Below are 25,787 nucleotides of genomic sequence, written 5' to 3' on the forward strand. Positions count from 1 at the left end.
TCATGAGCGAATCCCAGATCATCGAAGTCCCGTCCGCCGACTGGAGCGGGCACAACCTGTCGGCGCCGCGCGAGCAGCTGCTGGCCGCGGTCGAGGAAGGCAAGGTGCTGTATTTCCCGCACCTGCGCTTCGCGATCGAAGGCGGCGAGGAAGCGCTGCTCGATCCGGCGCTCGCCGATCCGAAACGCAAGAACATCAGCCTCGCGCCGAACGGCGGCACGCTCGCCGGCGTGCTCGGCGACAGCGTCACGCAGTCGGCCGTGCGCGCGCTCGTCGCGCGCTTCCAGCAGCAGGCCGGCACGCTCGTCGACGGCCTCTTTCCGGAATACCGCGGCAAGCTGCGCGTCGCGCCGACCAGCCTGCGGCTGATGCAGGTCGAGACGCGCCAGACGTCGTGGCGCAAGGACGACAGCCGGCTGCACGTCGACGCGTTCCCGTCGCGGCCGAACTACGGCGAGCGCATCCTGCGCGTGTTCACGAACGTGAACCCGGCCGGCGTGCCGCGCGTCTGGCGCGTCGGCGAGCCGTTCGAGGACGTCGCGAAGCGCTTCCTGCCGTCGATCAGGCCGCAACTGCCGGGCGCCACGTGGCTGCTGAACCTGCTGCACGTGACGAAGTCGCCGCGCAGCGCATACGACCACCTGATGCTGAACCTGCACGACAGCATGAAGGCCGATCTCGACTACCAGAAGACGAGCCCGCAGGAGACGATGCCGTTTCCGCCGGGTTGCGTGTGGATATGTTTCTCCGATCAGACTTCGCACGCTGTGATGTCCGGCCAGTTCATGCTCGAACAGACGTTCTTCCTGCCGGTCGACGCGATGGTCCGCCGCGAATGCGCGCCGCTCGGCATTCTCGAACGCCTGACGGGCAGGGCGCTGGTTTGAGCGCGCACCTGCTTCGACGCAACACGAGGGCCGCCGCATGCTGAGGGTGATCTATCGCGCGCTGTGGTGGCTCGTCGCGCCGGCCGCGGTCATCCGGCTCTACGTGCGCTCGCGCAAGGAGCGCGGTTATCGCGAGCATATCGGCGAACGCTTCGGTCACGTTGCGGGCCGCTTGCGCGACGACCGCGCGCCGCTGATCTGGGTACATGCGGTGTCGGTCGGCGAGACGCGTGCCGCGCAGCCGTTGATCGACGCGCTGATGCATGCGCGCCCCGATGCGCGCATCCTGCTCACGCACATGACGCCGAGCGGCCGCGCGACCGGCGAACAGATCTTCGGCGATCGCGTGCTGCGCTGCTACCTGCCGTACGACATGCCGGGCGCGGTGCGGCGCTTCCTGCGCGCGTGGCGGCCGACGCTCGGCCTCGTGATGGAAACCGAGGTGTGGCCGACGCTGATCGACGAGTGCCGCCGCGCGGACGTGCCGCTCGTGCTGACCAATGCGCGGATGTCCGCGCGTTCGTTCCGGCGCGCGGCGAAGTTCGGCGCGGCGACGCGCGATGTGTTCGGCGGCTTCTCGCGCGTGCTCGCGCAGAGTCCGGCCGACGCGGAGCGGCTGACGTCGCTCGGCGCGCGCAACGTGACGGTGCTCGGCAACCTGAAGTTCGACATGACGACGCCGCCGGAACTGGCGGCACGCGGCCATGCCTGGCGCGATGCGATCGGCGCGCGGCCCGTGTGGGTCGCCGCGAGCACGCGCGAGAACGAAGAGGAACTGGTGCTGCAGGCGTTCGCGGAAATGCGTACGCCCGACGCGCTGCTGGTGCTCGTGCCGCGTCATCCGCAGCGTTTCGCCGAGGTCGAGGCGCTCGTCGCGCGCAGCGGGCTCAAATGTGTACGGCGTTCCGTCTGGGCGGCGGACGCGGCCGCGCTCGCGGCCGGCCGGCCGGCTGCCGAACCGCTGCCGGGCGACGTGACGGTCCTGCTCGGCGATTCGATGGGCGAACTCGGCGCGTATTACGCGGCCGCCGATATCGCGTTCATCGGCGGCAGCCTGCTGCCGCTCGGCGGCCAGAACCTGATCGAAGCGTGCGCGGTGGGCGTGCCGGTGCTGATCGGGCCGCACGTGTTCAACTTCACGCAGGCGACCGCCGACGCGGTCGCGGCCGGTGCGGCGATGCAGGTCGCGGATCCGCTCGATCTCGCGCACGTGCTCGATGCGCTGTTCGCCGACAAGGCGCGGCGCGTCGCGATGGGCGCGGCCGGCGCGGCTTTCGCGTCGCGTCACCGCGGCGCGACGGCGCGTACGGTCGACGTGCTCGCGGCGCTGCTGCCGCCTGCCGAGCGCGGCGCACGCACGCCGCAGGACGCGCCGGGCACGTCGGACGACGAATAGAACGAGTGGGACGAATCGACGAAGGGCGGCGCAAGGCCGCCCCGGTGCGCGTGGCGGCGTCGAGTGTCGCCGCGACGTTGCTCAGACCGTCAGCAAACCCCTCTTCTCGATGAACGCGATCACGTCCGCGACGCCTTCGAGCGCCTTCAGGTTCGTCATCACATAAGGCCGTTCGCCGCGCATCTTCCGCGTGTCGGACGCCATCACGTCGAGGTTCGCGCCGACCAGCGGCGCGAGGTCGGTCTTGTTGATCACGAGCAGGTCGGACTTCGTGATGCCGGGGCCGCCCTTGCGCGGAATCTTCTCGCCGCCCGCGACGTCGATCACGTAGATCGTCAGGTCGGACAGTTCGGGGCTGAAGGTTGCCGCGAGGTTGTCGCCGCCCGATTCGATGAACACGATGTCGGCGTCGGGAAAGCGCGCCAGCATCCGGTCGACGGCCTCGAGGTTGATCGACGCATCTTCGCGGATCGCCGTATGCGGGCAGCCGCCCGTCTCGACGCCCATGATGCGCTCCTCGGGCAGTGCGCCGGCCACCGTCAGCAGCCGCTGGTCTTCCTTCGTGTAGATGTCGTTGGTGATCGCGACGAGGTCGTAGCGCTCGCGCATCGCCTTGCACAGCATTTCGAGCAGCGTGGTCTTGCCGGAGCCGACGGGGCCGCCGATGCCGACGCGCAGCGGCGGCAGTTTCTTCGTGCGGCGGGCGGAGGAGGGAGCAGGTGCGTTCATGGTCTGGCGAGGGGGTTCAGGAGCGGAACAACCGCGAGTACTGGGTCTCGTGCCGCGCGGACAGGATGCCGAGCTGCGGCGCGAACGTGTTGATGGCGTCGGGCGGCGTCGCGAGCGCCCGGCGCACGGCCGCGTCGATCGCGCCGCGCAGCGCGACGATGATGCGTTGTCCGGCGAGCTGGCCGAGCGGCACGGCCTTCAGCGCGGCGGACGTCTGGTTCTCGACCCAGCCGAATGCGTATGCGGCGAGCGTCGCGTCGGCGCTGGCGTCGTGCGTGGCGGCTGCGTAGGCGAACGCGGTCGGCAGCGCGACCGGCGACAGCGACGCGAGCGTCGCGCGGCGCGCGGCATCGCCCCATTCGAGCGATGCGCACAGCTGCGCGAGCGACCAGCCCATCTGTTCGGTTTCGCGGCGCAGTTCCGCCGATTCGCGGCTCGCGACGAACCACGCGTTTTCGGCGGCGAGCGCGCGCGTGTCGTGCGCCTGCCAGCGCGCGAGCTGGTGCGCGAGGAACGGCAACTCGCCGTGCGCGAGCACGTCGGTCAGGCCGCTGGCGATCCAGTCGCGCGCGGAATCGGCGTCGCGGATCAGGTTTGCGTCGAGTGCCGCTTCGAGGCCCTGCGAATAGCTGTACGCGCCGATCGGCAGCGCCGGCGACGCGAGGTGCAGCAGCGCGACGAGTTCAGTGGTGGTCATGGCCGTGGCCGTGCGTGCATCCGGGACCATGCTGATGATCGTGATCGTGATCGTGATCGTCCGAGTGCCCGTGATGTTCGCCGAATACCTGCTGCGCGAGCGCGTAATCCTCGGCGAACGTCGCGTCGTGCCCGTGCTTGTGGCCGCCGCCGTACGCGCCGGCTTCCGGCTGGAACGGCACCTGCGTCTCCTCGACCTGCGTGCCGAGCCGGCGCAGCATGTCGGCGAGCACCGGGTCGGCTTCGAGCTTCAGGTAGCCGTCGCCGATCTCGACCGGCGTGTGGCGGTTGCCGAGGTGATACGCGGCGCGCATCAGCGTGAGCGGATCGGCCGCGCGCACGAGCAGCACGGTCTCGGGGGCGGCGGCGATGCGCACGAGCGCGCCGTCGTCGGCGACGAGCACGTCGCCGTCGCGCAGCACCGTGCCGCGCGGCAGCAGGACCGCGACGTCCTCGCCGGTGTCGAGCGTCGCCGCGAGGCGGCTCTTGCAGCGGGCGTCATAGGCGAGCGTGAGCGTCGGTGCGCGCGCGACGAGCGACGCGGCGAGTTTCACGTTCGGGGCAATGCGTTTGTCGAGGGTGCGCATGAAACGGAAAACCGGCAATCAGAACAGGAAATAGCGTTGGGCCATCGGCAGCACCGTTGCCGGCTCGCAGGTCAGCAACTGGCCGTCGGCGATCACGTCGTAGGTTTCGGGATCGACGCTGATCGACGGGCGCCACGCGTTGTGGATCATGTCGGCCTTCGTCACGTTGCGGCAGTTGCGCACGGGTACGATCCGCTTCGCGAGGCCGTAGCGTTCCGCGATGCCCGCGTCGGCCGCCATCTGCGACACGAAGGTCAGCGACGTGCGCGCGAGCGCCCCGCCGCGCGTCGCGAACATCTCGCGGTAGTGGACCGGCTGCGGCGTCGGGATCGACGCGTTCGGGTCACCCATCTGCGCCATCGCGATCATCCCGCCTTTCAGGATCATCGACGGCTTGATCCCGAAGAACGCCGGTTCCCACAGCACGAGGTCGGCCCACTTGCCGGGCTCGATCGAGCCGACTTCGTGCGCGATGCCGTGCGTGAGCGCCGGGTTGATCGTGTACTTCGCGACGTAGCGCTTCGCGCGGAAGTTGTCGTTGCGCGCGCCGTCTTCCGGCAGCGCGCCGCGCTGCACCTTCATCTTGTGCGCGGTCTGCCACGTGCGGATGATCACTTCGCCGACGCGGCCCATCGCCTGCGAATCGGACGACAGCATCGACAGCGCGCCGAGATCGTGCAGGATGTCCTCGGCCGCGATCGTCTCGCGGCGGATCCGCGATTCGGCGAACGCGAGATCCTCGGCGATCGACGGATCGAGGTGATGGCACACCATCAGCATGTCGAGATGTTCGTCGAGCGTGTTGATCGTGTACGGGCGCGTCGGGTTGGTCGACGACGGCAGCACGTTCGACTCGCCGCACACCTTCAGGATGTCGGGCGCGTGGCCGCCGCCCGCGCCTTCGGTGTGGTACGTGTGGATCGTGCGGCCCTTGAACGCGGCGACCGTCGATTCGACGAAGCCGCCTTCGTTCAGCGTATCGGTATGGATCGCGACCTGCGTGTCGGTGTCGTCGGCGACCGACAGGCAGTTGTCGATCGCGGCGGGCGTCGTGCCCCAGTCTTCATGCAGCTTGAGCCCGATCGCGCCGGCCGCGATCTGCTCGACGAGCGGCTCCGGCAGGCTGGCATTGCCCTTGCCGAGGAAGCCGAGGTTGATCGGCCAGCCGTCGGCGGCCTGCAGCATCCGCTCCATGTGCCACGGGCCCGGCGTGCAGGTCGTCGCGTTGGTGCCGGTGGCCGGCCCCGTGCCGCCGCCGAGCATCGTCGTGACGCCCGATGCGAGCGCCTCGTCGATCTGCTGCGGGCTGATGAAGTGGATGTGCGTGTCGATGCCGCCGGCCGTCACGATCAGCCCTTCGCCGGCGATCACTTCGGTCGCCGCGCCGATCGCGATCGTCACGCCCGGCTGAATGTCGGGGTTGCCGGCCTTGCCGATCGCGGCGATGCGGCCGTGCTTGATCGCGATGTCGGCCTTCACGATGCCCCAGTGATCGAGGATCACCGCGTTCGTGATGACCGTGTCGGGCACGTCGGCGGCCACGCGCTGCGACTGGCCCATCCCGTCGCGGATCACCTTCCCGCCGCCGAACTTCACTTCCTCGCCGTAGGTCGTGAAGTCGCGTTCGATCTCGATCAGCAGTTCGGTGTCGGCGAGCCGGACGCGGTCGCCCGTCGTCGGCCCGAACATTTCCGCGTACGCGCGGCGGCTCAAGCGTAGTGTCATGTTGCTGTTCCTGAAGAGCGGGGCGCGGCTTACAGCGGCCCCATCACCTTGCCTTGAAAACCGTAGACGGCGCGCGCGCCCGCGAGCGCGACGAGCTCGACGGTGCGCGTCTGGCCCGGCTCGAAGCGCACGGCCGTGCCGGCCGCGATGTTGAGCCGGAAGCCGCGCGCGGCCGCGCGGTCGAACGACAATGCGTCGTTGACTTCGAAGAAGTGGTAATGCGAGCCGACCTGCACCGGGCGGTCGCCGGTGTTCGCGACGACGAGCGTCAGCGTCGCGCGGCCCGCGTTCAGTTCGTGTTCGCCATCGTCGGTGAGGATTTCGCCGGGGATCATGCGGGGCCTCACGGAATCGGGTGATGGACGGTCACGAGCTTCGTGCCGTCGGGGAAGGTCGCCTCGACCTGGATGTCGGGAATCATCTCCGGCACGCCGTCCATCACGTCGTCGCGCGTGAGCAGCGTCGTGCCGTAATGCATCACTTCGGCCACCGTCTTGCCGTCGCGTGCGGCTTCCATCAGCGCGGCGGTGATGAAGGCGACCGCCTCCGGATAGTTGAGCTTCAGGCCGCGCGCGCGACGGCGCTCGGCCAGCAGCGCTGCCGTGAAGATCAGCAGCTTGTCCTTCTCGCGGGGAGTCAGTTTCATGAAGGCAAACGTTCAGGAAAGCGTAATTTTTATCGGTGTACAGGCGACCAGGCGGACGCGCGAGTCATCGTAGCACCGCGCTGTTTTGCGTGCGTCGTGTATCGACTATGTAAGGAGCAAGGCGCGTGCCATGCCTGTCGCATGGTGCGCGATGCGCGTTCGTGGTGCGTCGTGCATGACGAACGTGCAGTGTCCGAGGCGGCCTTGCGCCGAAACGGTGCGCGGCGCGGCCGCGCTCAGGTTTGCCAGAGGCGCAGCGGCCGTGCGTCGACGCCGTGCACGATCGGTCGCAAGTGCAGCCAGCAGTCGGTGAAGTGGCGCTGCAGCGCTTCCATCGAGGTCGACAGCGCGCGCACGAGCACGACCCCGGGCGTCACGCAGGTGACGCCCGCACGCAGCGTGTCGTCGAACGGCATCCGGGCGGCGAGCGATTCGGCCAGCGCGGCGTCGCATGCAGCGCCGACCGCCCACAGCGTGCCGTATGCGGGAAAGCCGGCGAGGCCCTGCAGCGCGCCGCGCAGCGGATCGTGCGCGTCGAGCAGCGCGCGTTCGGTCCAAAGCGGCCGGCCGTCGGCATCGACGAGCGCCGAGGTCGACGCGATGCGTCCCGCCGCCCAGGTTTCGCCGGCCGCCTGCCGGCCGAGCTGTGTCGCGTCCCAGCCGATCGCACTGGCACCCGCGCCGAGCGTCACCGTGAAATCGAGCGCTGCGTGCGCCGCGTCGAAGAACAGGTTGTTCTGGGGCAGCCAGTCGAGCTTCGCGTCCCGGCCGACCGTGATGCCGATGCGCTGCGTCGCGTCGAGGCCGTTCGACTTGTACCACTTGGTCGCGCCCGGCGTCGTCAGCACCGCGTGCGTGCCGTCGCCGAGCGCGATGTCGATGTCGAGCCGGTCGCCGCCCGCGACGCCGCCCGGCGGGTGGACGATCACCGCGTGGCAGATCGCGTCGCCTTCCGGGTACAGCGGCCGCTGCACGCGCAGCGGGCCGTCGTGCAACCGGTGCGCGAGCGTCGTGCGCGCACCGTGCCGCTCGAAACCGAGTTCGAGGCGGCCGCGCCACGACTTGGCGACGGCGGGGCGGGACAGCGGGGCGTGCGAATCGGAGGCGGACATCGGCGGCAAACGGGAACGGGAAACGAAGGAAACGGGCGCGAGGAACGTGGATGCTACCGGAACAATAATGCAGTTGCCGCGTTCGGTGGAAGCGCCGCGTGCCGCGGCCCGGCTAGCCAGCCGTTCTCGCCGCGGTGCCTACGCCGTGCCGCGCATCACACCGCGATCAGTTCGCGCACGCCGTTCGCCGCCATGTCGCGCGCATCGCCGCCCGCGACGATCTCGCCGCGGCTCATCACCCAGTAGCGGTCCGCGATCGATTGCGCGAAATCGTAATACTGTTCGACGAGCAGCACCGTCATCCTCGATTCGTCGACGAGCTGGCGTAGCGTGCGGCCGATGTCCTGGATGATCGACGGCTGGATGCCTTCGGTCGGCTCGTCGAGGATCAGCAGCTGCGGCTCGCTCATCAGCGCGCGGCCGATCGCGAGCTGCTGCTGCTGGCCGCCCGACAGGTCGCCGCCGCGCCGCGCGCGCATGTCCTTCAGCACGGGGAACAGGTCGTAGATGCGGTCCGGCACTTTCGACGGCGCCTTGCGGCTGGCCGCGCCGACGAGCAGGTTTTCCTCGACGGTGAGCCGCGGAAAGATGTCGCGGCCCTGCGGCACGTACGCGAGCCCGGCCGCGACGCGCGCATACGGCGGCAGCGCGCCGAGCGCCGTGCCGCGCCACGACACGCTGCCGCTCTTCGCGGCGACGACGCCCATCAGGCAGCGCAGCAGCGTGCTCTTGCCGACGCCGTTGCGGCCGAGCAGCACGGTGAGCTTGCCGTCGTCGGCGGCGAGATTCACGTCGCGCAGGATATGGCTGCCGCCGTAGTACTGGTTCAGTGCTTCGATCTTCAGCATCGCATCATCGTCCGAGGTATGACTCGATCACGGCGTCGTCGCGCTTGACCTGGTCGAGCGTGCCTTGCGCGAGCACCGCGCCTTCGGCCATCACCGTCACGCGGCCCGTGTCGCCCGCGAGCGCCGCGACGAATTCCATGTCGTGCTCGACGACCATCATCGAGCAGGTGCCGCGCAGCGTGTTCAGCAGCTCGGCGAGCTCCATCGTCTCGTGGTCGGTCATTCCGGCCGCCGGCTCGTCGAGCAGCAGCAGGGCAGGGCGCTGCATCAGCAGCATGCCGATCTCGAGCCGCTGCTTCTGGCCGTGCGACAGCTCGCCGGCGGCGCGGTAGGCGTGACTTTCGAGGCCGATCAGCGCGAGCGTCTCCTCGATCCTGGCTTGCGCCGAGCGGTCGAGCCGCGCGCGCAGCGAGGCGAGCCAGCCCTTGTCGGTCTGCATCGCGAGCTCGAGGTTTTCCCACACCGGATGCTGTTCGAACACGGTCGGCTTCTGGAACTTGCGGCCGATGCCCGCGCGCGCGATCTCGGGCTCGCTCATCCGCGAAAGGTCGAGCGTCTGGCCGAGAAACACGCTGCCGGCATCGGGGCGCGTCTTGCCGGTGACGACATCCATCATCGTCGTCTTGCCCGCGCCGTTCGGGCCGATCACGCAGCGCAGCTCGCCCGCGTCGATCGCGAGCGACAGCTTCTTCAGCGCACGAAAGCCGTCGAAGCTCACCTCGATATCCTCGAGATAAAGGATCGTGCCGTGCGACGTGTCGATGCCTTGCGGCACGACGCGGCCCATCGACGCGGCGCCGCTGACGGCGAGCAATTCGTCCTCGGGCGGCGTGAACTGGTACAGGGCCGTTCCGTTCATGCGCGTTTCCCCTTCGCGAGCAAGGTTTCGACGAGGCCCATGATGCCGCGCGGCAGCAGCAGCGGCACGAGCACGAAGATCAGGCCGAGGAAGAACAGCCAGTATTCGGCGAAGTACGCGGTAAACAGGCTCTTCGCGCCGTTCACCGCGAATGCGCCGACGATCGGCCCGATCAGCGTGCCGCGCCCGCCCACCGCGACCCAGATCGCCATCTCGATCGAGTTGCCGGGCGACATCTCGCCGGGGTTGATGATGCCGACCTGCGGCACGTACAGCGCGCCGGCGATCCCGCACAGCACGGCCGACACGGTCCACACGAACAGCTTGTACGCGAGCGGGCTGTAGCCGAGGAACATCAGCCGCGTCTCGCCGTCGCGCACGGCCGTGACGACGCGCCCGAGCTTGCTCGTGACGATCGCGCGCGCGGCGATGAACGCCAGCACCAGCGTCGCGAACGTCAGCAGCAACAGCACCGTGCGCGTGCCGGGCGACGTGATCGCGAAGCCCGCGATGCGCTTGAAGTCGGTGAAGCCGTTGTTGCCGCCGAAGCCCGTCTCGTTGCGATAGAACAGCAGCATCGCGGCGAACGTCAGCGCCTGCGTGATGATCGACAGGTACACGCCCTTCACGCGCGAGCGGAACGTGAAGAAGCCGAACACCCAGGCGAGCACGGCCGGCACGAGCACCACGAGCGCGAGCGCCCACGCGAGATGCTGCGTGCCGCTCCAGTACCACGGCAACTGGTGCCAGTCGAGAAACACCATGAAGTCCGGCAGGTCGCTGCCGTACTTGCCGTCGCGACCGATCTCGCGCATCAGGTACATGCCGATCGCATAGCCGCCGAGCGCGAAGAACAGCCCGTGGCCGAGGCTCAGGATGCCGCAGTAACCCCACACGAGATCGAGCGCGAGCGCGGCGATCGCATAGCACATCAGCTTGCCGGCGAGCGTCATCGCGTACGCGGACAGATGGAACGCGCTCGCTTCGGGCGCGACGAGCGCGGCGAGCGGCACGCCGATGCCGATCGCGACGCACAGCGCGACGAGCGCGAGCCATGCGCGGCGCGACAAGAGCGCGGGGCGCGGCGGCAGGCCGAGCGCGAAGCCGTCGGCCGCCCGTCCGGCGGCGGCGGGCGTCGGTGCGCCGGCGACCGGGTTCGACAGCGAATCGCTGATGGAAGTCACGTCAAGCCTCCGCGCTGCGGCCCTTCGGGGCGAACATGCCCTGCGGGCGTTTCTGGATGAACAGCACGATCATCACGAGGACCGCGATCTTCGCGAGCACGGCGCCCCAGAACGGCTCGATCGCCTTGCTCGCGAGGCCGAGCCCGAAGCCGCCGAGCACGGTGCCGGCGATCTGCCCGACGCCGCCGAGCACGACGGCCATGAACGAATCGATGATGTAGTTCTGGCCGAGGTCGGGGCCCACGTTGCCGATCTGCGACAGCGCGCAGCCGCCGAGGCCCGCGATGCCCGCACCGAAGGCGAACGCATAGGCGTCGACGCGTGCGGTCTTCACGCCGACGCACGCGGCCATCCGGCGGTTCTGCGTGACCGCGCGCACGAACAGGCCGAGCCGCGTCTTCGTCAGCACGGCCCACGCGACGAACACCACCGCGAGCGCGAATGCGAGGATCGCGAGGCGGTTGTACGGCAGGATCAGGTTCTGCATCACCGTCACGCCGCCGCTCATCCACGATGGATTCACGACCTGCACGTTCTGCGCGCCGAACAGCATGCGCGTCGCCTGGATCAGGATCAGGCTCACGCCGAACGTCGCGAGCAGCGTTTCGAGCGGGCGGCCGTACAGGTGCCGCAGCACGAGCCGCTCCAGCACGATGCCGACGAGCGCGGCCGCGACGAACGACGCGGGCACGGCGACGAGCGGATACCAGTCGAACGCGCCGGGCGCGTAGCGCTGAACCAGCGTCTGCACGACATAGGTTGCGTACGCACCGATCATCAGGAACTCGCCGTGCGCCATGTTGATCACGCCGATCAGCCCGTACGTGATCGCGAGGCCGAGCGCGGCGAGCAGCAGCACGCTGCCGAGCGACAGGCCCGCGAACAGCGTGCCGACGATCTCGCCGCGGCGCTGCAGCGAGTGCAATGCGTCGAGCCCTTGCTGCGCGGCGTCGCGCACGCGGGCGTCGGGTTCCGTGTAGCTGCCGTCGGCATTCTTCGCGACGAGCGGGCGGAGCTGTTCGATCATGTCGAGATCGCGGCGCGCGGCCACCACCTGCACGGCTTCGAGGCGCTTCGCCGGATCGGCGTCGTGCAGCGCGGAGATCGCCCACAGCGCGTCGAGGCGGCGCTTCAGTGCGGGATCGGTTTCCTTCGCGCGGGCACGGTCGATCATCGGCTTGAGCGCCGGATCGGGCGATTTCAGCAGCGCATCGATCGCGTCGCGTCGCGCGGCGACGTCGGGCGATGCGAGCGCGAGGCCCGACAGCGCGCCCGCGATCTTCGTGCGCAGCAGGTTGTTCAGCATCACGGGCTGCGCATCGCCGGCCGGCGTCGCGGCCTGCGTGAGCGCATCGTGCGCGGTGTCGCCGGTCTGGATCAGCAGGCGGCCGTCGCCGGTCGCGAGCGCGTCGCCGCTCGACAGTGCGTTGAGTACCGTAACCGCGCGCGGATCCGTGTCGGCGGCGAGGCGCTCGATCGCGGCCGTCTTCGCGTCGAAGTCGTCGCCGGCGAGCGCGGCGGTATCGGCCGCCGTCAGCGCGAACGCGGCGCGCGGCAGCATGCCCGCGAGGGCGGCGCACGCGACGATCGCGACGGCGGCTCGGCGAAAGCGTGTAGGCATCGGGAGATCCTGTCGGCGTAGGGAGGCGGATTCACGCACCGATGGGCCGGCCGGCGCATCGGTGCATGCGTGCGAGCGGGGCAGCGCGTCGGTGTGCGTGCCCCTGCATCGCGTCAGGCCAGCGCCGTGCGCTGCCGGCGCAGGAACGCCGGGATCGAGCTGACGACGTCGGGCTTGCCCTGGTTGCCGGCGATGAACGGGCTCCACGGCTGCGCGCGCACCGCCGTCTTCGTCTTCCACACGACGTTGAACTGCCCGTCGCCGCGGATCTCGCCGATCATCACCGGCTTGTGCAGGTGATGGTTGCCGTCCATCGTGAGCGTGAAGCCGGACGGCGCGGCAACCGTTTGGCCGATCATCGCGACGCGCACCTTGTCGACGTCGGTACTCTTCGCCTTCTCGACCGCCTGCTTCCACATGTGGATGCCGACGTAGGTCGCCTCCATCGGGTCGTTGGTCACGCGCTTCGCGCCGCCCGGCAGGTTGTTCGCCTTCACCCAGGCGGCGAACTGGTCCTTGAATTTCGTGTTGGTCGGGTTCTTGACCGACATGAAGTAGTTCCATGCGGCGAGATGGCCGACGAGCGGTTTCGTGTCGATCCCGCGCAGCTCTTCCTCGCCGACCGAGAACGCGACGACCGGCACGTCGGTCGCCTTGATGCCCTGGTTGCCGAGTTCCTTGTAGAACGGCACGTTCGAGTCGCCGTTGATCGTCGAGATCACGGTCGTCTTCCCGCCCTGCGAGAAGTTCTTGATGTTCGCGACGATGGTCTGGTAGTCGCTGTGGCCGAACGGCGTGTAGACCTCCTGAATATCGGCGTCCTTCACGCCTTTCGATTTCAGGAATGCGCGCAGGATCTTGTTGGTCGTGCGCGGATACACATAGTCGGTGCCGAGCAGGAAGAAGCGTTTCGCACCGCCGCCCTCCGCGCTCATCAGGTACTCGACGGCCGGAATCGCCTGTTGGTTCGGCGCGGCGCCCGTGTAGAACACGTTGCGCGACATTTCCTCGCCTTCATACTGCACCGGATAGTAGAGCAGCCCGTTCAGTTCCTCGAACACCGGCAGCACGGACTTGCGCGACACCGACGTCCAGCAGCCGAATACGCACGCGACCTTGTCCTGCGTGAGCAGCTGGCGCGCCTTCTCGGCGAACAGCGGCCAGTTCGACGCGGGATCGACCACCACCGGTTCGACCTTGCGGCCCATCACGCCGCCGCTCTTGTTGATGTCGGCGATCGTCATCAGCGCGGTGTCCTTCAGCGACGTCTCCGAGATCGCCATCGTGCCCGACAGCGAATGCAGGATGCCGACCTTGATCGGACCGGTGCCGGCATCGGCCGCGTGCGCGAACGGGCTCTTGCCCGCCAGCGCGAGCGCGCCGGCCATCGAACCGAACTTCAACAGACTGCGACGTTTCATCGGTATCCCCTTGTCGTGTTGGTTGTGCGTGCGCCGTGGCGGCGCCGGCCTTCCTGTAACGCAAGGCATGTGCCAGTCGCACGGATGCACGCCGGGCGTGCCTGTGCGGGGCGTTACCGGGCGTCGGGATGGTGCGGATGATGCGTCGCGCAGCAGGCGCGGTCCGTTGCGGTGCAGGCGCGTGGGCGCAAATGGTGCACGGTCGGCCGGGGCGCGGTGCCTTTGCCCGCCGGCGGCGCATGTGGAAGGGAACGAAGCGGAGCGGAAAACAGAAACGGGCACGCGATGCGTGCCCGTTCGGCGGATCAGTGCGGCCGGCGGCAGTGGGCCGGCCGGCGGGGCGGCGCATGATGCGCCGCCGGACAGGTCAGTAACGCGGCACGGACGGATCGACGTCGCGCGACCACGCGTCGATCCCGCCTTGCAGGTTGTACAGCTTCGTGAAGCCGCGCGATTCGAGGAACATCGCGACCTGCGCGCTGCGCATCCCGTGATGGCACACGCAGACGATTTCCGCTTCGTCGTCGAGCTCCTCGCTGCGCGCGGGGATCTGCTGCATCGGGATCGACACGCTGCCGGCGATCTGCGCGGTCGCGATTTCCCACGGCTCGCGCACGTCGAGCACGACCGGCGCGGGGCGTGCCGAATCGCCGAGCCATTCCGCGAGCATCGCGGGCGTCAGGATCTGCATGGAGGCTCCGCCGCTCAGAACTTGAAGCGCGACGGCTCGATCGCGTTGACGAGGTGGTTGATGTACGTTTCGAACACGTCGGCGACACGATACTGCTTGTCGTCGATGCGCGTGATGATCTGTGCCTTCATCACCGGACGGCCGCCGACGAATGCCGACAGGCGGCCGCCGATCTTCAGCTGCTCGAGCATTTCCTGCGGCACGACCGGCAGGCCGCCCGCGACGCAGATCACGTCGTACGGCGCCTTGGCCGCCCAGCCGCGCGAACCGTCGCCGAGCACGACTTCCGCGTTGGTCACGCCGTCGTTGCGCAGGTTGTCTTCCGCGAATTTCGCGATCGCCGGATCGATTTCGACGGCCGTCACGTGCTGCGCGCGATGCGCGAACAGCGCGGCCAGGTAACCGGAGCCCGCACCGATCACAAGCACGTTTTCGTGTTTCTTGACGGTCAGCTCCTGCAGCACGCGCGCCTCGACGCGCGGGAACAGCATCTTGCTGGTGCCGCCGGGCAGCGGCAGTTCGAGGTCGGCGAACGCGAGATCGCGGTATTCGGCCGGAACGTAGTTTTCACGCTTGACGATCGACAGCAGGCCCAGGACGTCCAGATCCAGCACGTCCCACGGACGGATCTGCTGTTCGATCATGTTGAAACGCGCGTTTTCGATATTCATGGTGTGGTCACGCAGCCTGGTCGGCCATCAGCGGGGATAGAGAAACTTCGTGATTGTACCAAACGGGGCGGCCGCGAAGCCTTCAGGCGGCCTGCAACAGACCTTTACCCCTTGCTCTTCTTGATCTGCGCCTCGAATGCGAGGTCGAGCTTGCTCGCCTTGCGCGGCTTTTTGGGGCCGAATTCGTCGACGAACTTGACGAACTCGTCGAGCGGCAGCGGCTCGCAGCGCTTTTCGGCGGTGCCGCTGGAACGGTCGACGAGATAGAACAGGCCGCCCGCCATCGCGACGGCCGCGAATTGCGGGTTGCCGGAGCGGGTCTTCAGGCGTTCGACCGCGTGGGTCGCTTTGGTGGTGCGCATCGTGCGGGTTCTGGCGGAGCGTAAGCCCCACACTGTATCAAACCGGCCGCCCGCGTGCGGCCGGCGCGGGTGTCAAACGGTGCGCGAGTAGTGCTGCCGCGGCATCTGGCCCAGGTATGCGTCGAACGCCATCGCGATATTGCGCACGACCATCCGGCCGGCCGGATGGATCGTCAGGCGGTCGCGCGCGATCGTCAGCAGCCCGTCGCGCTCGAACGGGCGCAGCGCGTCGAGTTCGCGCGCGAAATGATCGGTGAAGCGGATGCCGTGCGCGGCCTCGACATGCGAGAACGGCAGCGCGAGGTTGCACATCAGTTGCGTGATCACGTCGCGGCGCAGCCGGTCGTCGGGCGTGAGCCGCACGCCGCGCGCGATCGGCAGCCGGCCCGCGTCGAGCGCGGCGCCGTACGCAGGCAGGTCCTTCGCGTTTTGCGCGTAGACGTCGCCGACCTTGCCGATCGACGACACGCCGAAGCCGACGAGATCGGTATCGGCACGCGTGCTGTAGCCCTGGAAATTGCGCTGCAGCGTGCCGTTGCGCTGCGCGCGCACGAGTTCGTCCGACGGCCGCGCGAAGTGGTCCATCCCGATGTACACGTAGCCGGCCGACGTCAGCATGTCGATCGCGAGGCCGAGCAGCGCGATGCGCGCTTCCGGCGGCGGCAGCGCCGCGTCGTCGATCTGCCGCTGCATCTTGAACAGGTGCGGCATGTGCGCGTAGCCGAACACCGACAGGCGATCGGGCGCGAGCTCGATGATCGTCTCCAGCGTGCGCGCGAACACGGCGACGGTCTGGTGCGGCAGCCCGTAGATCAGGTCGACGCTCACCGAATGAAAGCCCGTCGCGCGCGCGGCGGCGAGCAGGTCGGCCGTCATCGCGCGCGGCTGGACGCGGTTGATTGCCTGCTGGACGGCCGGGTCGAAATCCTGCACGCCGAGGCTCAGCCGGTTGAAGCCGATCGTGCGCAGGTGCACGAGCGTCGCGGGCGTGACCGTGCGCGGGTCGATCTCGATCGAGAACTCGGCATCGGCGTCCGGCGCGAGCGCGAAGTGCTCGCGGGTGGCCGCCATCAGTTCGGCCGTTTCGTCGTCGGACAGGAAGGTCGGCGTGCCGCCGCCCCAGTGCAGCTGCGTGACGGGGCGGGACGGATCGAACAGCGCGGCCTGCAGCGCCATCTCGCGCTTGAGCTGGTCGAGATACGGGCGGGCGCGGCGGTGGTTGTTGGTCGCGATCTTGTTGCAGCCGCAGTAGAAGCACGCGGTGTTGCAGAACGGGATGTGGACGTACAGCGACAGCTCGCTCGACGACGCGCCGGGGTCGCTGGCCGCGCGTACGTAGTCGGCCGGGTCGAAATCGTCGCGGAACTGCAGCGCGGTGGGGTACGACGTATAGCGCGGCCCGTTCGCGCCGTATTTCGCGAGCAAATCGGGACGGAACATTGTGTCGGCAGAACCAGAACTCATGACGGTCTCGCGCTTTTTAGATGCTTTCGAGTATATAAACACGCGATTCGGCTGCATTGTGTAATAACGTCGCAGCCGACGATGGCACAATGCGGGGTGGGGCAACCGGGCACCGCGTCCGGTTGCCGCGCCGTTTTCGTTGTCTGTCGTGTCGAGAGAGCCGAGTGTCCGTCGAATTGCCTGTCCGCCCGGCGCCCGCCGACGTCCCGCCGCCGCATGCGTGCCGCGAGGGCTGCGGCGCGTGCTGCATCGCGCCGTCGATTTCCAGCCCGATCCCGGGCATGCCCGGTGGCAAGCCGGCCGGCGTGCGCTGCGTGCAGCTCGGCGACGACCTGCGCTGCATGATCTTCGGCCGGCCCGAGCGGCCCGCGTGCTGTTCCGGGCTGCAGCCGTCCGCCGACATGTGCGGCGCGTCGCGCGACGACGCGCTCGCGTGGCTCACGCGCCTCGAGGCCGCGACGCGGCCGTCGGCGCCTACAGGAGACCGTTCAGCATGACCGTACCTCGCGCGCCCGGCCGGCGCCGTTTCCTTGCCGCCTCCCTCGGCGCCGTCGGCGTATGCGTATCGCTCGCCGCGTGCGCGTCGACGTTCCCGTTCATCCCCGATCACTACACGTTCTCGCGCGGCGACGTGCAGAAAGCCGTCGGGCGCAAGTTCCCGTACCAGAAGACGGTTGCGCAGGTCGTCGACGTGTCGCTCGCGAACCCGAACGTCAACCTGCTGCCGGACCAGAACCGCGTCGCGGTGCAGCTCGACGCGCATTTCGCGAGCCCGTTCCTGCGCGCGCCCGTCAGCGGCAAGTTCACCGTGTCGGGGCAGCTCGCGTACGACGCGCCGAGCCGCTCGGTCGTGCTGAAGGCACCGGCCGTCGACAGCCTCGTGCTCGACGGCGACGCGCAGATGTACGCGCAGCAGGTCGGGGCGGCCGCCGGCCTGCTCGCGACGCAGTTGCTGACCAATTACCCGATCTACACGTTCAAGCCCGAGCAACTGCAATTTGCCGGGGTGAACTACGAACCCGGTACAATTACGATCCTTACAAACGGCATACGCGTGGCGATCGTCGAAAAGTGACGACGGACCGCGCGCGGCCGGGCGGGCCGCGCGTGGAAGAGTGGCCCTTTCTTTCGACCTTTTCGGAGTTGGGCCACGGATGGACTGGATCCTGATCTGCAAGGCATTGATCCTCGGCGTCGTCGAGGGGCTGACGGAATTCCTGCCGGTGTCGAGCACCGGCCACCTGATCGTCGCGGGCAGCTTCCTGAATTTCAACGATTCGCACGCGAAGACGTTCGACGTCGTGATCCAGTTCGGCGCGATTCTCGCGGTCTGCTGGGAATACCGGCAGCGGATCGCATCCATCGTGACCGGGCTGCCGAGCCGGCCCGACGCGCGGCGCTTCACGCTGAACGTCGTGATCGCGACGATTCCCGCGATCGCGCTCGGCCTCCTGTTCGAGAAGAAGATCAAGGCCGTGCTGTTTTCGCCGGTGCCCGTCGCGTTCGCACTCGTCGTGGGCGGCGCGATCATCCTGTGGGCCGAGGCGCGGCAGCGCGAACGCAGCGAGCCGCCGCGCGTGATGTCGGTCGATGCGCTGACGCCGCTCGATGCGTTCAAGGTCGGCATCGCGCAATGCTTCGCGCTGGTGCCCGGCATGTCGCGCTCGGGCTCGACGATCATCGGCGGGATGCTGTTCGGCCTCGACCGGCGCGTGGCCACCGAGTTCTCGTTCTTCCTCGCGATTCCGATCATCTTCGGCGCGACGCTCTACGAAACCGTCAAGGACTGGCAGGCGTTCACCGTCGATTCGCTCGGCCTGTTCGCGCTCGGGCTCGTCGCGGCGTTCGTCAGCGCGTTCGTGTGCGTGCGCTGGCTGCTGCGTTATGTCGCGACGCACGATTTCACGGTGTTCGCGTGGTACCGGATCGCGTTCGGGTTGTTCGTGCTGCTGGTCGGTTACAGCGGCTGGCTGAACTGGGCGTGAGGCGCGCGCCGGAATCCGGCGTGCGGGCATGAAAAAACGGCCCGATCGGCAATGCCGGTCGGGCCGTTTTTTCTGGGCGGAGCGGGGGCTTAACCGGCGCGCTTGCGGAACACCAGGTCCCACACGCCGTGGCCGAGCCGCAGCCCGCGCCGTTCGAACTTCGTCACCGGGCGGTAGTCGGGGCGCGGTGCGTAGTCGGCGGCCGTGTTCTCGAGCGTCGGCTCCGCGCCGAGTACTTCCAGCATCTGCTCCGCGTAGTTCTGCCAGTCGGTCGCGCAGTGAATGTAGGCGCCGGGCTTCAGGCGCGACGCGAGATGCGCGACGAGCGGCGGCTGGATCAGCCGGCGCTTGTGGTGGCGCGCCTTGTGCCACGGATCGGGAAAGAAGATGTGCACGCCGTCGAGGCTTTCCGGCGCGATCATGTGCTCGAGCACTTCGACCGCGTCGTGCTGGATGATGCGGATGTTCGGCAGATCCTGCTCGCCGATCAGCTTCAGCAGCGCGCCGACGCCCGGCTCATGGACTTCGACGCCGAGGAAGTCGTCGCCCGGGCGGTGCGCGGCGATTTCCGCGGTCGACGCGCCCATCCCGAAACCGATCTCGAGGATGCGCGGCGCGTTGCGGCCGAAGATCGCGTTCCAGTCGGGCAGTTCCGGCGCATACGGGACGACGAAGCGCGGGCCGAACTCGTCGAGCGCGCGGCGCTGGCCGGTCGACACGCGGCCGGCGCGCGTCACGAAGCTGCGGATGCGGCGGCGGTGCAGCGGATTGACGTCGTCGGCGCCTTCGGCGGCTTCGTCGGAAATGGCGTCGTCGTGCGGCGGCAGGCCGGCTTCGTTCGGATCGTCGTGCATCATCGGTGACAGAGAAAGGCTCGGTTGCGGGCGAGGGCCCGTTGTGCGCGGCAGTGCGCCGGGCGATCCGGCACATGGTACAAAAAAGCCGCCTTCGACGAGGCGGCTTTTGCGCAGGCTGCGATGCAGCCGAAAACTGGAGCGGGCGATGGGAATCGAACCCACGTCATCAGCTTGGGAAGCTGAGGTAATGGCCATTATACGACGCCCGCAGAACGCGTAATTCTACAAGGTTTAGCGACGACGTGGCAAGTGAGGTTGTTTGGGCGGCTGGCAAACGACTTTGTGTACCGTGATGGACACCTATCTCGATGCACCGTCCACGCGGCAGATCGGCCATTACGTGAGGCGGTTCCGTGGCACCCAGACCGGACGAAACCCGCCGGCGGCGTGCCTCTACCAGCCGATGTCGAAAATGGACGAGTCGGTGTCGGACGCATACAAGCCCGGGCAAGGCTTTCGAACTAACGTGACAGGTCTCTTACACGATCGTCAGTCTGGAGCCGACATGTCCGATTTCATCACCGTTCTGCGCAAAACCTGCCCGACGCCTGTCCTTGATGCGACCAAGTGGAAGCGCATCGGCGGCGATCCGCACACCGTGAACCTCAACGCGTACGTCTCGAAAGACGGCAGCAAGATCATGGGCACCTGGATCTGCACGCCGGGCAAGTTCGAGGTGAACTACGAGAAGTGGGAGTACTGCCACTTCCTCGATGGGTACTGCATCATCACGCCGGAAGGGGAGGAGTCGGTGCACCTGAAGGCCGGCGACGTGTTCGTGATCGAACCCGGCATGAAAGGGACGTGGGAAGTGGTGGAGACGGTGCGCAAGTACTTCGTCTTCGCCTGAGCGGGCGGTCGATTCGACCCGGCCCACGCATACCGTCATCGCCCTGCATCCTCGCGGCTCACCAAGCCGCGAGGAGCAAACGAGGACTCCGGCTCAATCAATGAATGCCTATCCGGTCCGGAAATAGCGCGCCGAGCGTGGCAAAAGGCTCGGCGCACTCTGCTATTCGGCTGCAACCCGTGACGAATGCGACGCGCGGTTGTCCGGCGATAACGCGACGACGGTCGCCGCCGGTCCTGCACGCTGTCACGCAAACCCCTAAGATGCAGCGATCCGCCCATCGATTCCGCTGCAGCGCATGAACCATCCGCCTGCGCCGGACGCCTCTCCGGAGCCCGACCATGCGCATCACCGCCATCCACGAGCGCGCGATTCCCGTGTCGCGTTATGCCGATCCCGCGATTCCGTCCGGTGGCCTGACGACGAGCGCCGTCGCGGTCGTGACCGACGTCGTGCGCGACGGCCGCCCGGTGACGGGCTACGGCTACGCATCGATCGGCCGCTTCGCGCAGGGCGGTTTGATCCGCGAACGGTTCGCGCCGCGCCTGCTGGCCGCCGCCGATACCCTCGCCGACGATACCGGCACGAACCTCGACCCGTTCCGTGCATGGCGCGCGATGATGGCCGGCGAAAAGCCCGGCGGCCACGGCGAACGTTGCGTCGCGGTCGGCACGCTCGACATGGCGATCTGGGACGCCGCCGCGAAAATTGCCGACCTGCCGCTCAGTCGTTTTCTCGCCGACCGGCTCGAACGCACGGCGGCAACCCGCGTGCGCGTGTATGCCGGCGGCGGCTACCGCTATCCGCATGACGACCTCGCGCGCCTGTCGGACGAGATGCGTCGTTTCGCCGATCTCGGCTACACGCATGCGAAGATCAAGATCGGCGGCGCGGATCTCGACCAGGATCGACGCCGCATCGAAGTCGCCGCCGCGCACCTCGCGGACAGTTCGCATCTCGCGGTCGACGCGATGAATACGTATGACGCCACGACGGTCGGCGCGGCCGCCGAGATGCTCGCACCGTTCGATCTCTGGTGGTTCGAGGACGTGTGCGACCCGCTCGACCTGCCGCTTCAGGCGGACCTCGCCGCACGATACGCCCCGCCGATCGCGGCCGGCGAAGCGCTGTTCTCGCTCGCGGAAGCGAAGCTGCTCGAGCGCTATGGCGGTTTGCGCCGCGATCGCGACGTGCTCGTGTTCGATCCCGTGCACGGCTACGGGCTGCCGGGCTATCTGCAGATAGTCGATCACTTCGTGTCGCGCGGCTGGCGGCGCGATGCGTTCTGGCCGCACGGCGGCCATCTGTTCTCGCTGCACGTCGTCGCGGCGCTCGGTCTCGGCGGCGCGGAAGTCAGCCCGTTCGCGTTCCATCCGTTCAGCGGATTGGCCGACGGCGAAACCGTCGACGCCGGATACGTACGCGTGCCGCAGGCGCCCGGTATCGGTTTCGAACTGCATGCCAACGCGCACGATACATTCCGCGCGATCCCGGTATCCGGTCGCTGAAACCTAAAGCGCATCGATCGCGAACCGAATCGCGAAGCCGAGCATCATCACCGCGACGAAACCGTCGAGCACACGCCACGCGAGCGTGCGAGCGAACCAGGCACGGCACGCGCGTGCGCCATAGGCGAGCATCAGGAACCACACGAGCGAAGCCGTCATCGCACCGATCGCGAACGGCGCGCGTGCGGACGGCGCATGACTCACGATCACGGTGCCGAGCAGCAGCACGGTATCGATCCACGCATACGGATTGAGCAGCGAAACGGCGGCGGTGGCGAGCACCGTGCTCGACCGCGTGGGTTCGGTGGCCGAGCGTGGACCCGTGACGTGTTCCGGCTGTCGTCGCCGGATCGCCGAGCGCAACGCGAGCAGGCCGTAACCGGCCAGATACGCGATGCCGGCCCACAGCGCGGCCGACACGACGCCGGGATGGCGCGACAGCAACGAAGACAACCCGCGCGCGCCGAGCGCGATCAGCAACGCGTCGCTGCCTGCGCAGACGAGGGCGATGGAGAGCAGGTGAGGGCTCGAGAGCGAGCGCTTGATGACGAAGGCGTCCTTGGGGCCGACCGACGTGAACAGGCCGGCGCCAAGCAGCAGGCCTTCGAGGAAGGCAGAGGTGTCGAGCACGAGCGGGCCGACAACCTCTTAAGCTGAACCGGTGATGGTTACGATGTGAGCAACGTTAAGGGGGGCCGGGGGGCGTTGTCAATGCCGCGCCGGGCGCCTGCGCGTCGATCACCGCGCCGCTGCATCGCCGAGGTTGAGCGCGACGAGCGTGCAGACGGTCAGCGCGAGGCCGGCGAGCTTCAGCGACGACACCCACTCGTCGACGCAGACGATGCCGATCACGGCGGTGGCCGCGGTGCTGGCGGCGGCCCAGCTCGCGTACGCGAGCCCCAGTTCGAGCCGCTTCGTCGCGAGCGCCATCAGCCATACGGCGCAGGCATAGCAGGCGATCGTGAGCGCAGACGGCAGCGGGCGGGAAAAAACGGCCGAAAATTTCAGGCCGACGGAGCCGAGCACTTCGGCGAGAACACTGACGCCCAGCAGAAGCCAGGCAGACTGGAACGGGGACACGAACGGCCTCCTTCCCCCGACGCTTATATCGGGCGGCAAGGAGAAGCGGAGGTGTCAGCGGTCCCCCCATGAAAGGAGCTTGGTACGTGCGGTGGGGCCGCACTAAGCAAGCGCGGCACGGGTCACGTGCGATCGCTGCGATCGTTATTGCCGGCCGCCCACTCCGGCCGCTGCCCGAGCGTGTCGAACAGCCGGACGATCTCGCCCTTGACCTTCTGCACCGCGTTGCTGACGAGCGCCGTATCGTGCCAGCACAGCGACAGGTCGCGCGCGAACAGCCGGTGCGCGACCGTCGACAGCTTGAGCTTGCGTTCCTCGATCTCGACGTGCGCGGCCGTCCACGGCAGGATCGTCACGCCGAGCTGCGCCATCACGGCCGCGAACAGCAGCCCGGTCGAACTCGCCTCGAAGCTGATCTCGTACGACAGCCCGGCCTCGCGCATTGCCCAGTCGACGCGGTTGCGGATCGTGTTCGGCGCGCTCGGCAGCACGAGCGGCATTCGCGCGATCGCGTCGAGCGGCACCGGATCGTCCGGCACCTGGAATTCGGGCCACGTGATCAGGTACAGCGTCTCCGTCAGCAGCCGGTGGACCGCGATGCCGCGCGTATCGACCGCATCGACGACGATCGCGAGATCGAGCCGCGCGCGTTCGAGCAGCGTGTCGAGATCGGCGCTCGGTGCCTCGATCAGCTCCAGCATGATGCCCGGGTAGCGGTCGCGCACCGCGCGGGCGAGCGGAATGGCCAGCACGCGCGCGGTGCTCGACGGCATGCCGACCGTCACGCGGCCCTGCGGCGTGTCGGCGTCGCGGCGCAGCAGCTCGCGCGTGCCGTCGGCCTGGCGCAGCAGGTCGAGCGCGTGCTGGTACAGCGTGCGGCCGGCGGCGGTCGGCGCGACACCGCGCACGCTTCGCTCGAGCAGCTGCATCCCGAGATCCTGTTCGAGATTGCGCATCTGCTGGCTCACCGCCGGCTGTGCGACGTGCAGCGCCTCGCTCGCATGCGTGACGTTGCCGCATTCGACGACCTTCACGAAATAGCGCAACTGTCTCAAGTCCATCGCCGCCGTCTCCCGGTTCGAGTCATAAGCCAATCCGATCGAGCAAGATGAATATCATATTTTTCCGCGATCGATCGGGTTTCTATACTCGTCTCACAAAAGAGCCCGACTGCCGGCCATTCCGGACCGGACGCGGCGAACGTGCCGGCCCTGCCGGCAAGGAGACGAAGATGTTCAAGGCGATCGACGCGCCGACGGCCGGCGCGAAGCCGCGGCGCACGCCGCTCACGCGCGAGCAGGTGAAGGGCTTCTGGGCCGTCTACGCGGGCTGGGTGCTCGACGGCGTGGATTCGGTGATCTACGCGCTCGTGCTGATTCCCGCGCTGACCGAACTGCTGCCGGCGTCCGGCATCGCGGCGACGCCCGCGAATCTGGGGATGTACGGGTCGATCCTGTTCGCGCTGTTCCTGATCGGCTGGGGGCTGTCGTTCGTCTGGGGGCCGCTCGCCGACCGCTTCGGACGCGTGCGCACGCTCGCCGCGAGCATCCTGATCTACTCGGTGTTCACCGGCGCGGCCGCGTTCGTGCACGACGTATGGGCGCTGGCCGCGTGCCGGCTGATCGCCGGGATCGGCGTCGGCGGCGAGTGGGCGCTCGCGGGCACCTACGTGGCCGAGAGCTGGCCGGAAGACCGCCGCAAGATGGGCGCCGGTTACCTGCAGACGGGCTACTACTTCGGCTTCTTCATCGCCGCCTGCCTGAACTACACGATCGGCGCGACCTACGGCTGGCGCGCGATGTTCCTGTGCGGTCTGGCGCCCGCGCTGCTCGCGGTGTTCACGGTGATGCGCGTGAAGGAGCCCGGGCAGTGGCGTCGGCACGACGCGCGCGACGGCGACGTGGCCGACGCGCGGCGCGCGCACCCGCTGCGCGAGATCTTCGCGCCGGCGTTCCTGCGCCGCACGCTGACGAGCGCGAGCCTCGTCGGCGTCGCGATCGTCGGGCTGTGGGCCGGTTCCGTCTACGAGGCGAGCGCGGTCAGCACGCTGGCGGCGCGCGCGGGCATCGATCACGTCGGCGCGCTGCGGCTCGCGTCCGTCGGTGCGGCGATCCTGTCGTGCGCGACGATCGCCGGCTGCCTGGTCGCACCGTGGCTGTCGGAGCGGCTCGGCCGACGCACCGCGCTCGGCGTGTATTTCGCGGGAATGGCGGCCTCGATCGTGTTCGCGTTCGGCTGGGCGTTCTACCAGCCGAACGGGCTGGCGGCGTTCATGGCGTCGCTCGCGTTCCTCGGTTTCTTCGGCGGCAATTTCGCGATCTTCTCGTTGTGGCTGCCCGAGCAGTACCCGACGCGCGTGCGCGCCACCGCGTTCGCGTTCAACGCGTCGGTCGGCCGCTTCATCGGCGCGGGCGTGAACTTCCTGCTCGGCGCCGCGATTCACGGCTACGGGTCGCTCGGCGTGCCCGTCGCGTGGACGGCGGCCGCGTTCGGACTCGGCATCCTGATCCTGCCGTTCGCGGTCGAAACGCGGCATCAGACGCTGCCCGAATGAGCGCTACACGCGCGTCGTTCGCTTCCACGCCACACCCAGTCATCAATATCAGGA

At 68.3% G+C, this 25,787-nt stretch carries 28 protein-coding genes and 1 tRNA gene; 8 read left to right on the plus strand and 21 right to left on the minus strand.

Features of this window, described 5'->3' with window-relative positions; genetic code table 11:
* Window positions 1-2 precede the first annotated feature (2 nt).
* Together WJ12_RS04100 and waaA are read left to right on the plus strand one after the other, a co-directional pair.
* Window positions 3-887 (plus strand): Kdo hydroxylase family protein, encoded by an 885-nt coding sequence (locus tag WJ12_RS04100; RefSeq protein ID WP_069245546.1) that lies wholly within the window; start codon window positions 3-5, stop codon window positions 885-887.
* Window positions 888-924: 37 nt separating this feature from the next.
* Complete coding sequence (gene waaA, locus WJ12_RS04105; RefSeq protein WP_059557201.1) at window positions 925-2,283, plus strand: lipid IV(A) 3-deoxy-D-manno-octulosonic acid transferase; 1,359 nt, start codon at window positions 925-927, stop codon at window positions 2,281-2,283.
* Window positions 2,284-2,364: 81 nt separating this feature from the next.
* Here waaA and ureG read toward each other — a convergent pair whose 3' ends face one another.
* The 16 genes from ureG to hemN form a co-directional block, all read right to left on the minus strand.
* A complete protein-coding gene (gene ureG, locus WJ12_RS04110) occupies window positions 2,365-3,012 on the minus strand; it encodes an urease accessory protein UreG (protein ID WP_059557199.1) in 648 nt (215 codons plus the stop codon).
* 16 nt (window positions 3,013-3,028) lie between these two features.
* Complete coding sequence (locus WJ12_RS04115) at window positions 3,029-3,709, minus strand: urease accessory protein UreF (RefSeq protein ID WP_059557197.1); 681 nt, start codon at window positions 3,707-3,709, stop codon at window positions 3,029-3,031.
* Window positions 3,696-4,295, minus strand: a complete 600-nt coding sequence (ureE, locus tag WJ12_RS04120) for an urease accessory protein UreE (RefSeq protein WP_069245547.1) — start codon at window positions 4,293-4,295, stop codon at window positions 3,696-3,698. The genes WJ12_RS04115 and ureE overlap by 14 nt, the downstream gene beginning before the upstream one ends.
* 18 nt (window positions 4,296-4,313) lie before the next feature.
* On the minus strand, window positions 4,314-6,020 hold the full coding sequence (ureC, locus tag WJ12_RS04125) for an urease subunit alpha (RefSeq protein ID WP_034187294.1): 1,707 nt from the start codon (window positions 6,018-6,020) through the stop codon (window positions 4,314-4,316).
* Window positions 6,021-6,049: 29 nt separating this feature from the next.
* On the minus strand, window positions 6,050-6,355 hold the full coding sequence (locus WJ12_RS04130) for an urease subunit beta (protein ID WP_034187295.1): 306 nt from the start codon (window positions 6,353-6,355) through the stop codon (window positions 6,050-6,052).
* Window positions 6,356-6,363: 8 nt separating this feature from the next.
* Window positions 6,364-6,666, minus strand: a complete 303-nt coding sequence (gene ureA / locus WJ12_RS04135) for an urease subunit gamma (protein ID WP_006406310.1) — start codon at window positions 6,664-6,666, stop codon at window positions 6,364-6,366.
* A 236-nt stretch (window positions 6,667-6,902) separates the two neighbouring features.
* Window positions 6,903-7,778, minus strand: coding sequence for an urease accessory protein UreD (locus tag WJ12_RS04140; protein ID WP_059557195.1), 876 nt, complete (start codon window positions 7,776-7,778; stop codon window positions 6,903-6,905).
* A 155-nt stretch (window positions 7,779-7,933) separates the two neighbouring features.
* Window positions 7,934-8,626, minus strand: a complete 693-nt coding sequence (gene urtE, locus WJ12_RS04145) for an urea ABC transporter ATP-binding subunit UrtE (protein WP_059557193.1) — start codon at window positions 8,624-8,626, stop codon at window positions 7,934-7,936.
* A gap of 4 nt (window positions 8,627-8,630) precedes the next feature.
* A complete protein-coding gene (urtD, locus tag WJ12_RS04150) occupies window positions 8,631-9,485 on the minus strand; it encodes an urea ABC transporter ATP-binding protein UrtD (protein ID WP_059557191.1) in 855 nt (284 codons plus the stop codon).
* Entirely contained in the window at window positions 9,482-10,669 is a 1,188-nt protein-coding gene (urtC, locus tag WJ12_RS04155; RefSeq protein WP_034187299.1) for an urea ABC transporter permease subunit UrtC, read from the minus strand. Before urtC ends, urtD begins: the two co-directional genes overlap by 4 nt.
* A 1-nt stretch (window position 10,670) precedes the next feature.
* Complete coding sequence (gene urtB, locus WJ12_RS04160) at window positions 10,671-12,290, minus strand: urea ABC transporter permease subunit UrtB (protein ID WP_034187300.1); 1,620 nt, start codon at window positions 12,288-12,290, stop codon at window positions 10,671-10,673.
* Window positions 12,291-12,403: 113 nt separating this feature from the next.
* Window positions 12,404-13,711: an urea ABC transporter substrate-binding protein gene (urtA, locus tag WJ12_RS04165; RefSeq protein ID WP_049033581.1), complete on the minus strand. Its 1,308-nt coding sequence runs from the start codon at window positions 13,709-13,711 to the stop codon at window positions 12,404-12,406.
* A 367-nt stretch (window positions 13,712-14,078) separates the two neighbouring features.
* Window positions 14,079-14,402, minus strand: coding sequence for a rhodanese-like domain-containing protein (locus tag WJ12_RS04170; protein ID WP_034187302.1), 324 nt, complete (start codon window positions 14,400-14,402; stop codon window positions 14,079-14,081).
* A gap of 14 nt (window positions 14,403-14,416) precedes the next feature.
* A complete protein-coding gene (locus WJ12_RS04175) occupies window positions 14,417-15,073 on the minus strand; it encodes a protein-L-isoaspartate O-methyltransferase family protein (protein ID WP_034187303.1) in 657 nt (218 codons plus the stop codon).
* 104 nt (window positions 15,074-15,177) lie between these two features.
* The gene (locus WJ12_RS04180) at window positions 15,178-15,435 is read right to left on the minus strand and encodes a hypothetical protein (protein ID WP_059557189.1); all 258 of its coding nucleotides are present in this window, start codon (window positions 15,433-15,435) and stop codon (window positions 15,178-15,180) included.
* Window positions 15,436-15,507: 72 nt separating this feature from the next.
* Window positions 15,508-16,899 carry an oxygen-independent coproporphyrinogen III oxidase gene (hemN, locus tag WJ12_RS04185; protein WP_059557188.1) on the minus strand — a complete coding sequence of 464 codons (1,392 nt, stop codon included), beginning with the start codon at window positions 16,897-16,899 and terminating at the stop codon, window positions 15,508-15,510.
* A gap of 176 nt (window positions 16,900-17,075) precedes the next feature.
* Between hemN and WJ12_RS04190 the strand changes: the two genes are divergently transcribed.
* The 3 genes from WJ12_RS04190 to WJ12_RS04200 all read left to right on the plus strand — a co-directional run bounded on the left by WJ12_RS04190 (window position 17,076) and on the right by WJ12_RS04200 (window position 18,884).
* Window positions 17,076-17,396: a zinc/iron-chelating domain-containing protein gene (locus WJ12_RS04190; protein ID WP_059557361.1), complete on the plus strand. Its 321-nt coding sequence runs from the start codon at window positions 17,076-17,078 to the stop codon at window positions 17,394-17,396.
* The gene (locus tag WJ12_RS04195; protein WP_034187305.1) at window positions 17,393-17,974 is read left to right on the plus strand and encodes a DUF1439 domain-containing protein; all 582 of its coding nucleotides are present in this window, start codon (window positions 17,393-17,395) and stop codon (window positions 17,972-17,974) included. Before WJ12_RS04190 ends, WJ12_RS04195 begins: the two co-directional genes overlap by 4 nt.
* A 79-nt stretch (window positions 17,975-18,053) precedes the next feature.
* Window positions 18,054-18,884 carry an undecaprenyl-diphosphate phosphatase gene (locus tag WJ12_RS04200; RefSeq protein ID WP_059557185.1) on the plus strand — a complete coding sequence of 277 codons (831 nt, stop codon included), beginning with the start codon at window positions 18,054-18,056 and terminating at the stop codon, window positions 18,882-18,884.
* A gap of 89 nt (window positions 18,885-18,973) precedes the next feature.
* Here WJ12_RS04200 and trmB read toward each other — a convergent pair whose 3' ends face one another.
* Together trmB and WJ12_RS04210 are read right to left on the minus strand one after the other, a co-directional pair.
* Window positions 18,974-19,741 carry a tRNA (guanosine(46)-N7)-methyltransferase TrmB gene (trmB, locus tag WJ12_RS04205; protein ID WP_059557183.1) on the minus strand — a complete coding sequence of 256 codons (768 nt, stop codon included), beginning with the start codon at window positions 19,739-19,741 and terminating at the stop codon, window positions 18,974-18,976.
* Between the two features lie 134 nt (window positions 19,742-19,875).
* Window positions 19,876-19,950, minus strand: a tRNA-Gly gene (locus WJ12_RS04210).
* A gap of 296 nt (window positions 19,951-20,246) precedes the next feature.
* Here WJ12_RS04210 and WJ12_RS04215 point away from each other — a divergent pair.
* Together WJ12_RS04215 and WJ12_RS04220 are read left to right on the plus strand one after the other, a co-directional pair.
* Window positions 20,247-20,591: a cupin domain-containing protein gene (locus WJ12_RS04215; protein ID WP_034187308.1), complete on the plus strand. Its 345-nt coding sequence runs from the start codon at window positions 20,247-20,249 to the stop codon at window positions 20,589-20,591.
* A gap of 341 nt (window positions 20,592-20,932) precedes the next feature.
* The gene (locus tag WJ12_RS04220) at window positions 20,933-22,099 is read left to right on the plus strand and encodes a mandelate racemase/muconate lactonizing enzyme family protein (protein WP_059557181.1); all 1,167 of its coding nucleotides are present in this window, start codon (window positions 20,933-20,935) and stop codon (window positions 22,097-22,099) included.
* Between the two features lie 3 nt (window positions 22,100-22,102).
* Here WJ12_RS04220 and WJ12_RS04225 read toward each other — a convergent pair whose 3' ends face one another.
* From WJ12_RS04225 to WJ12_RS04235, 3 genes are all read right to left on the minus strand, one after another.
* Window positions 22,103-22,729, minus strand: a complete 627-nt coding sequence (locus WJ12_RS04225; RefSeq protein WP_034187310.1) for a LysE/ArgO family amino acid transporter — start codon at window positions 22,727-22,729, stop codon at window positions 22,103-22,105.
* 108 nt (window positions 22,730-22,837) lie between these two features.
* Window positions 22,838-23,179 carry a DMT family transporter gene (locus WJ12_RS04230; RefSeq protein WP_059557179.1) on the minus strand — a complete coding sequence of 114 codons (342 nt, stop codon included), beginning with the start codon at window positions 23,177-23,179 and terminating at the stop codon, window positions 22,838-22,840.
* Window positions 23,180-23,301: 122 nt separating this feature from the next.
* On the minus strand, window positions 23,302-24,240 hold the full coding sequence (locus tag WJ12_RS04235) for a LysR substrate-binding domain-containing protein (RefSeq protein ID WP_034187311.1): 939 nt from the start codon (window positions 24,238-24,240) through the stop codon (window positions 23,302-23,304).
* Between the two features lie 170 nt (window positions 24,241-24,410).
* On the opposite strand from WJ12_RS04235, the gene WJ12_RS04240 reads away from it, so the two are divergent.
* Complete coding sequence (locus tag WJ12_RS04240; protein ID WP_059557177.1) at window positions 24,411-25,733, plus strand: MFS transporter; 1,323 nt, start codon at window positions 24,411-24,413, stop codon at window positions 25,731-25,733.
* The last annotated feature ends 54 nt before the right edge of the window (window positions 25,734-25,787 follow it).

Origin of the sequence: Burkholderia seminalis, from assembly GCF_001718535.1 — a bacterium.
GTDB lineage: Bacteria > Pseudomonadota > Gammaproteobacteria > Burkholderiales > Burkholderiaceae > Burkholderia > Burkholderia seminalis.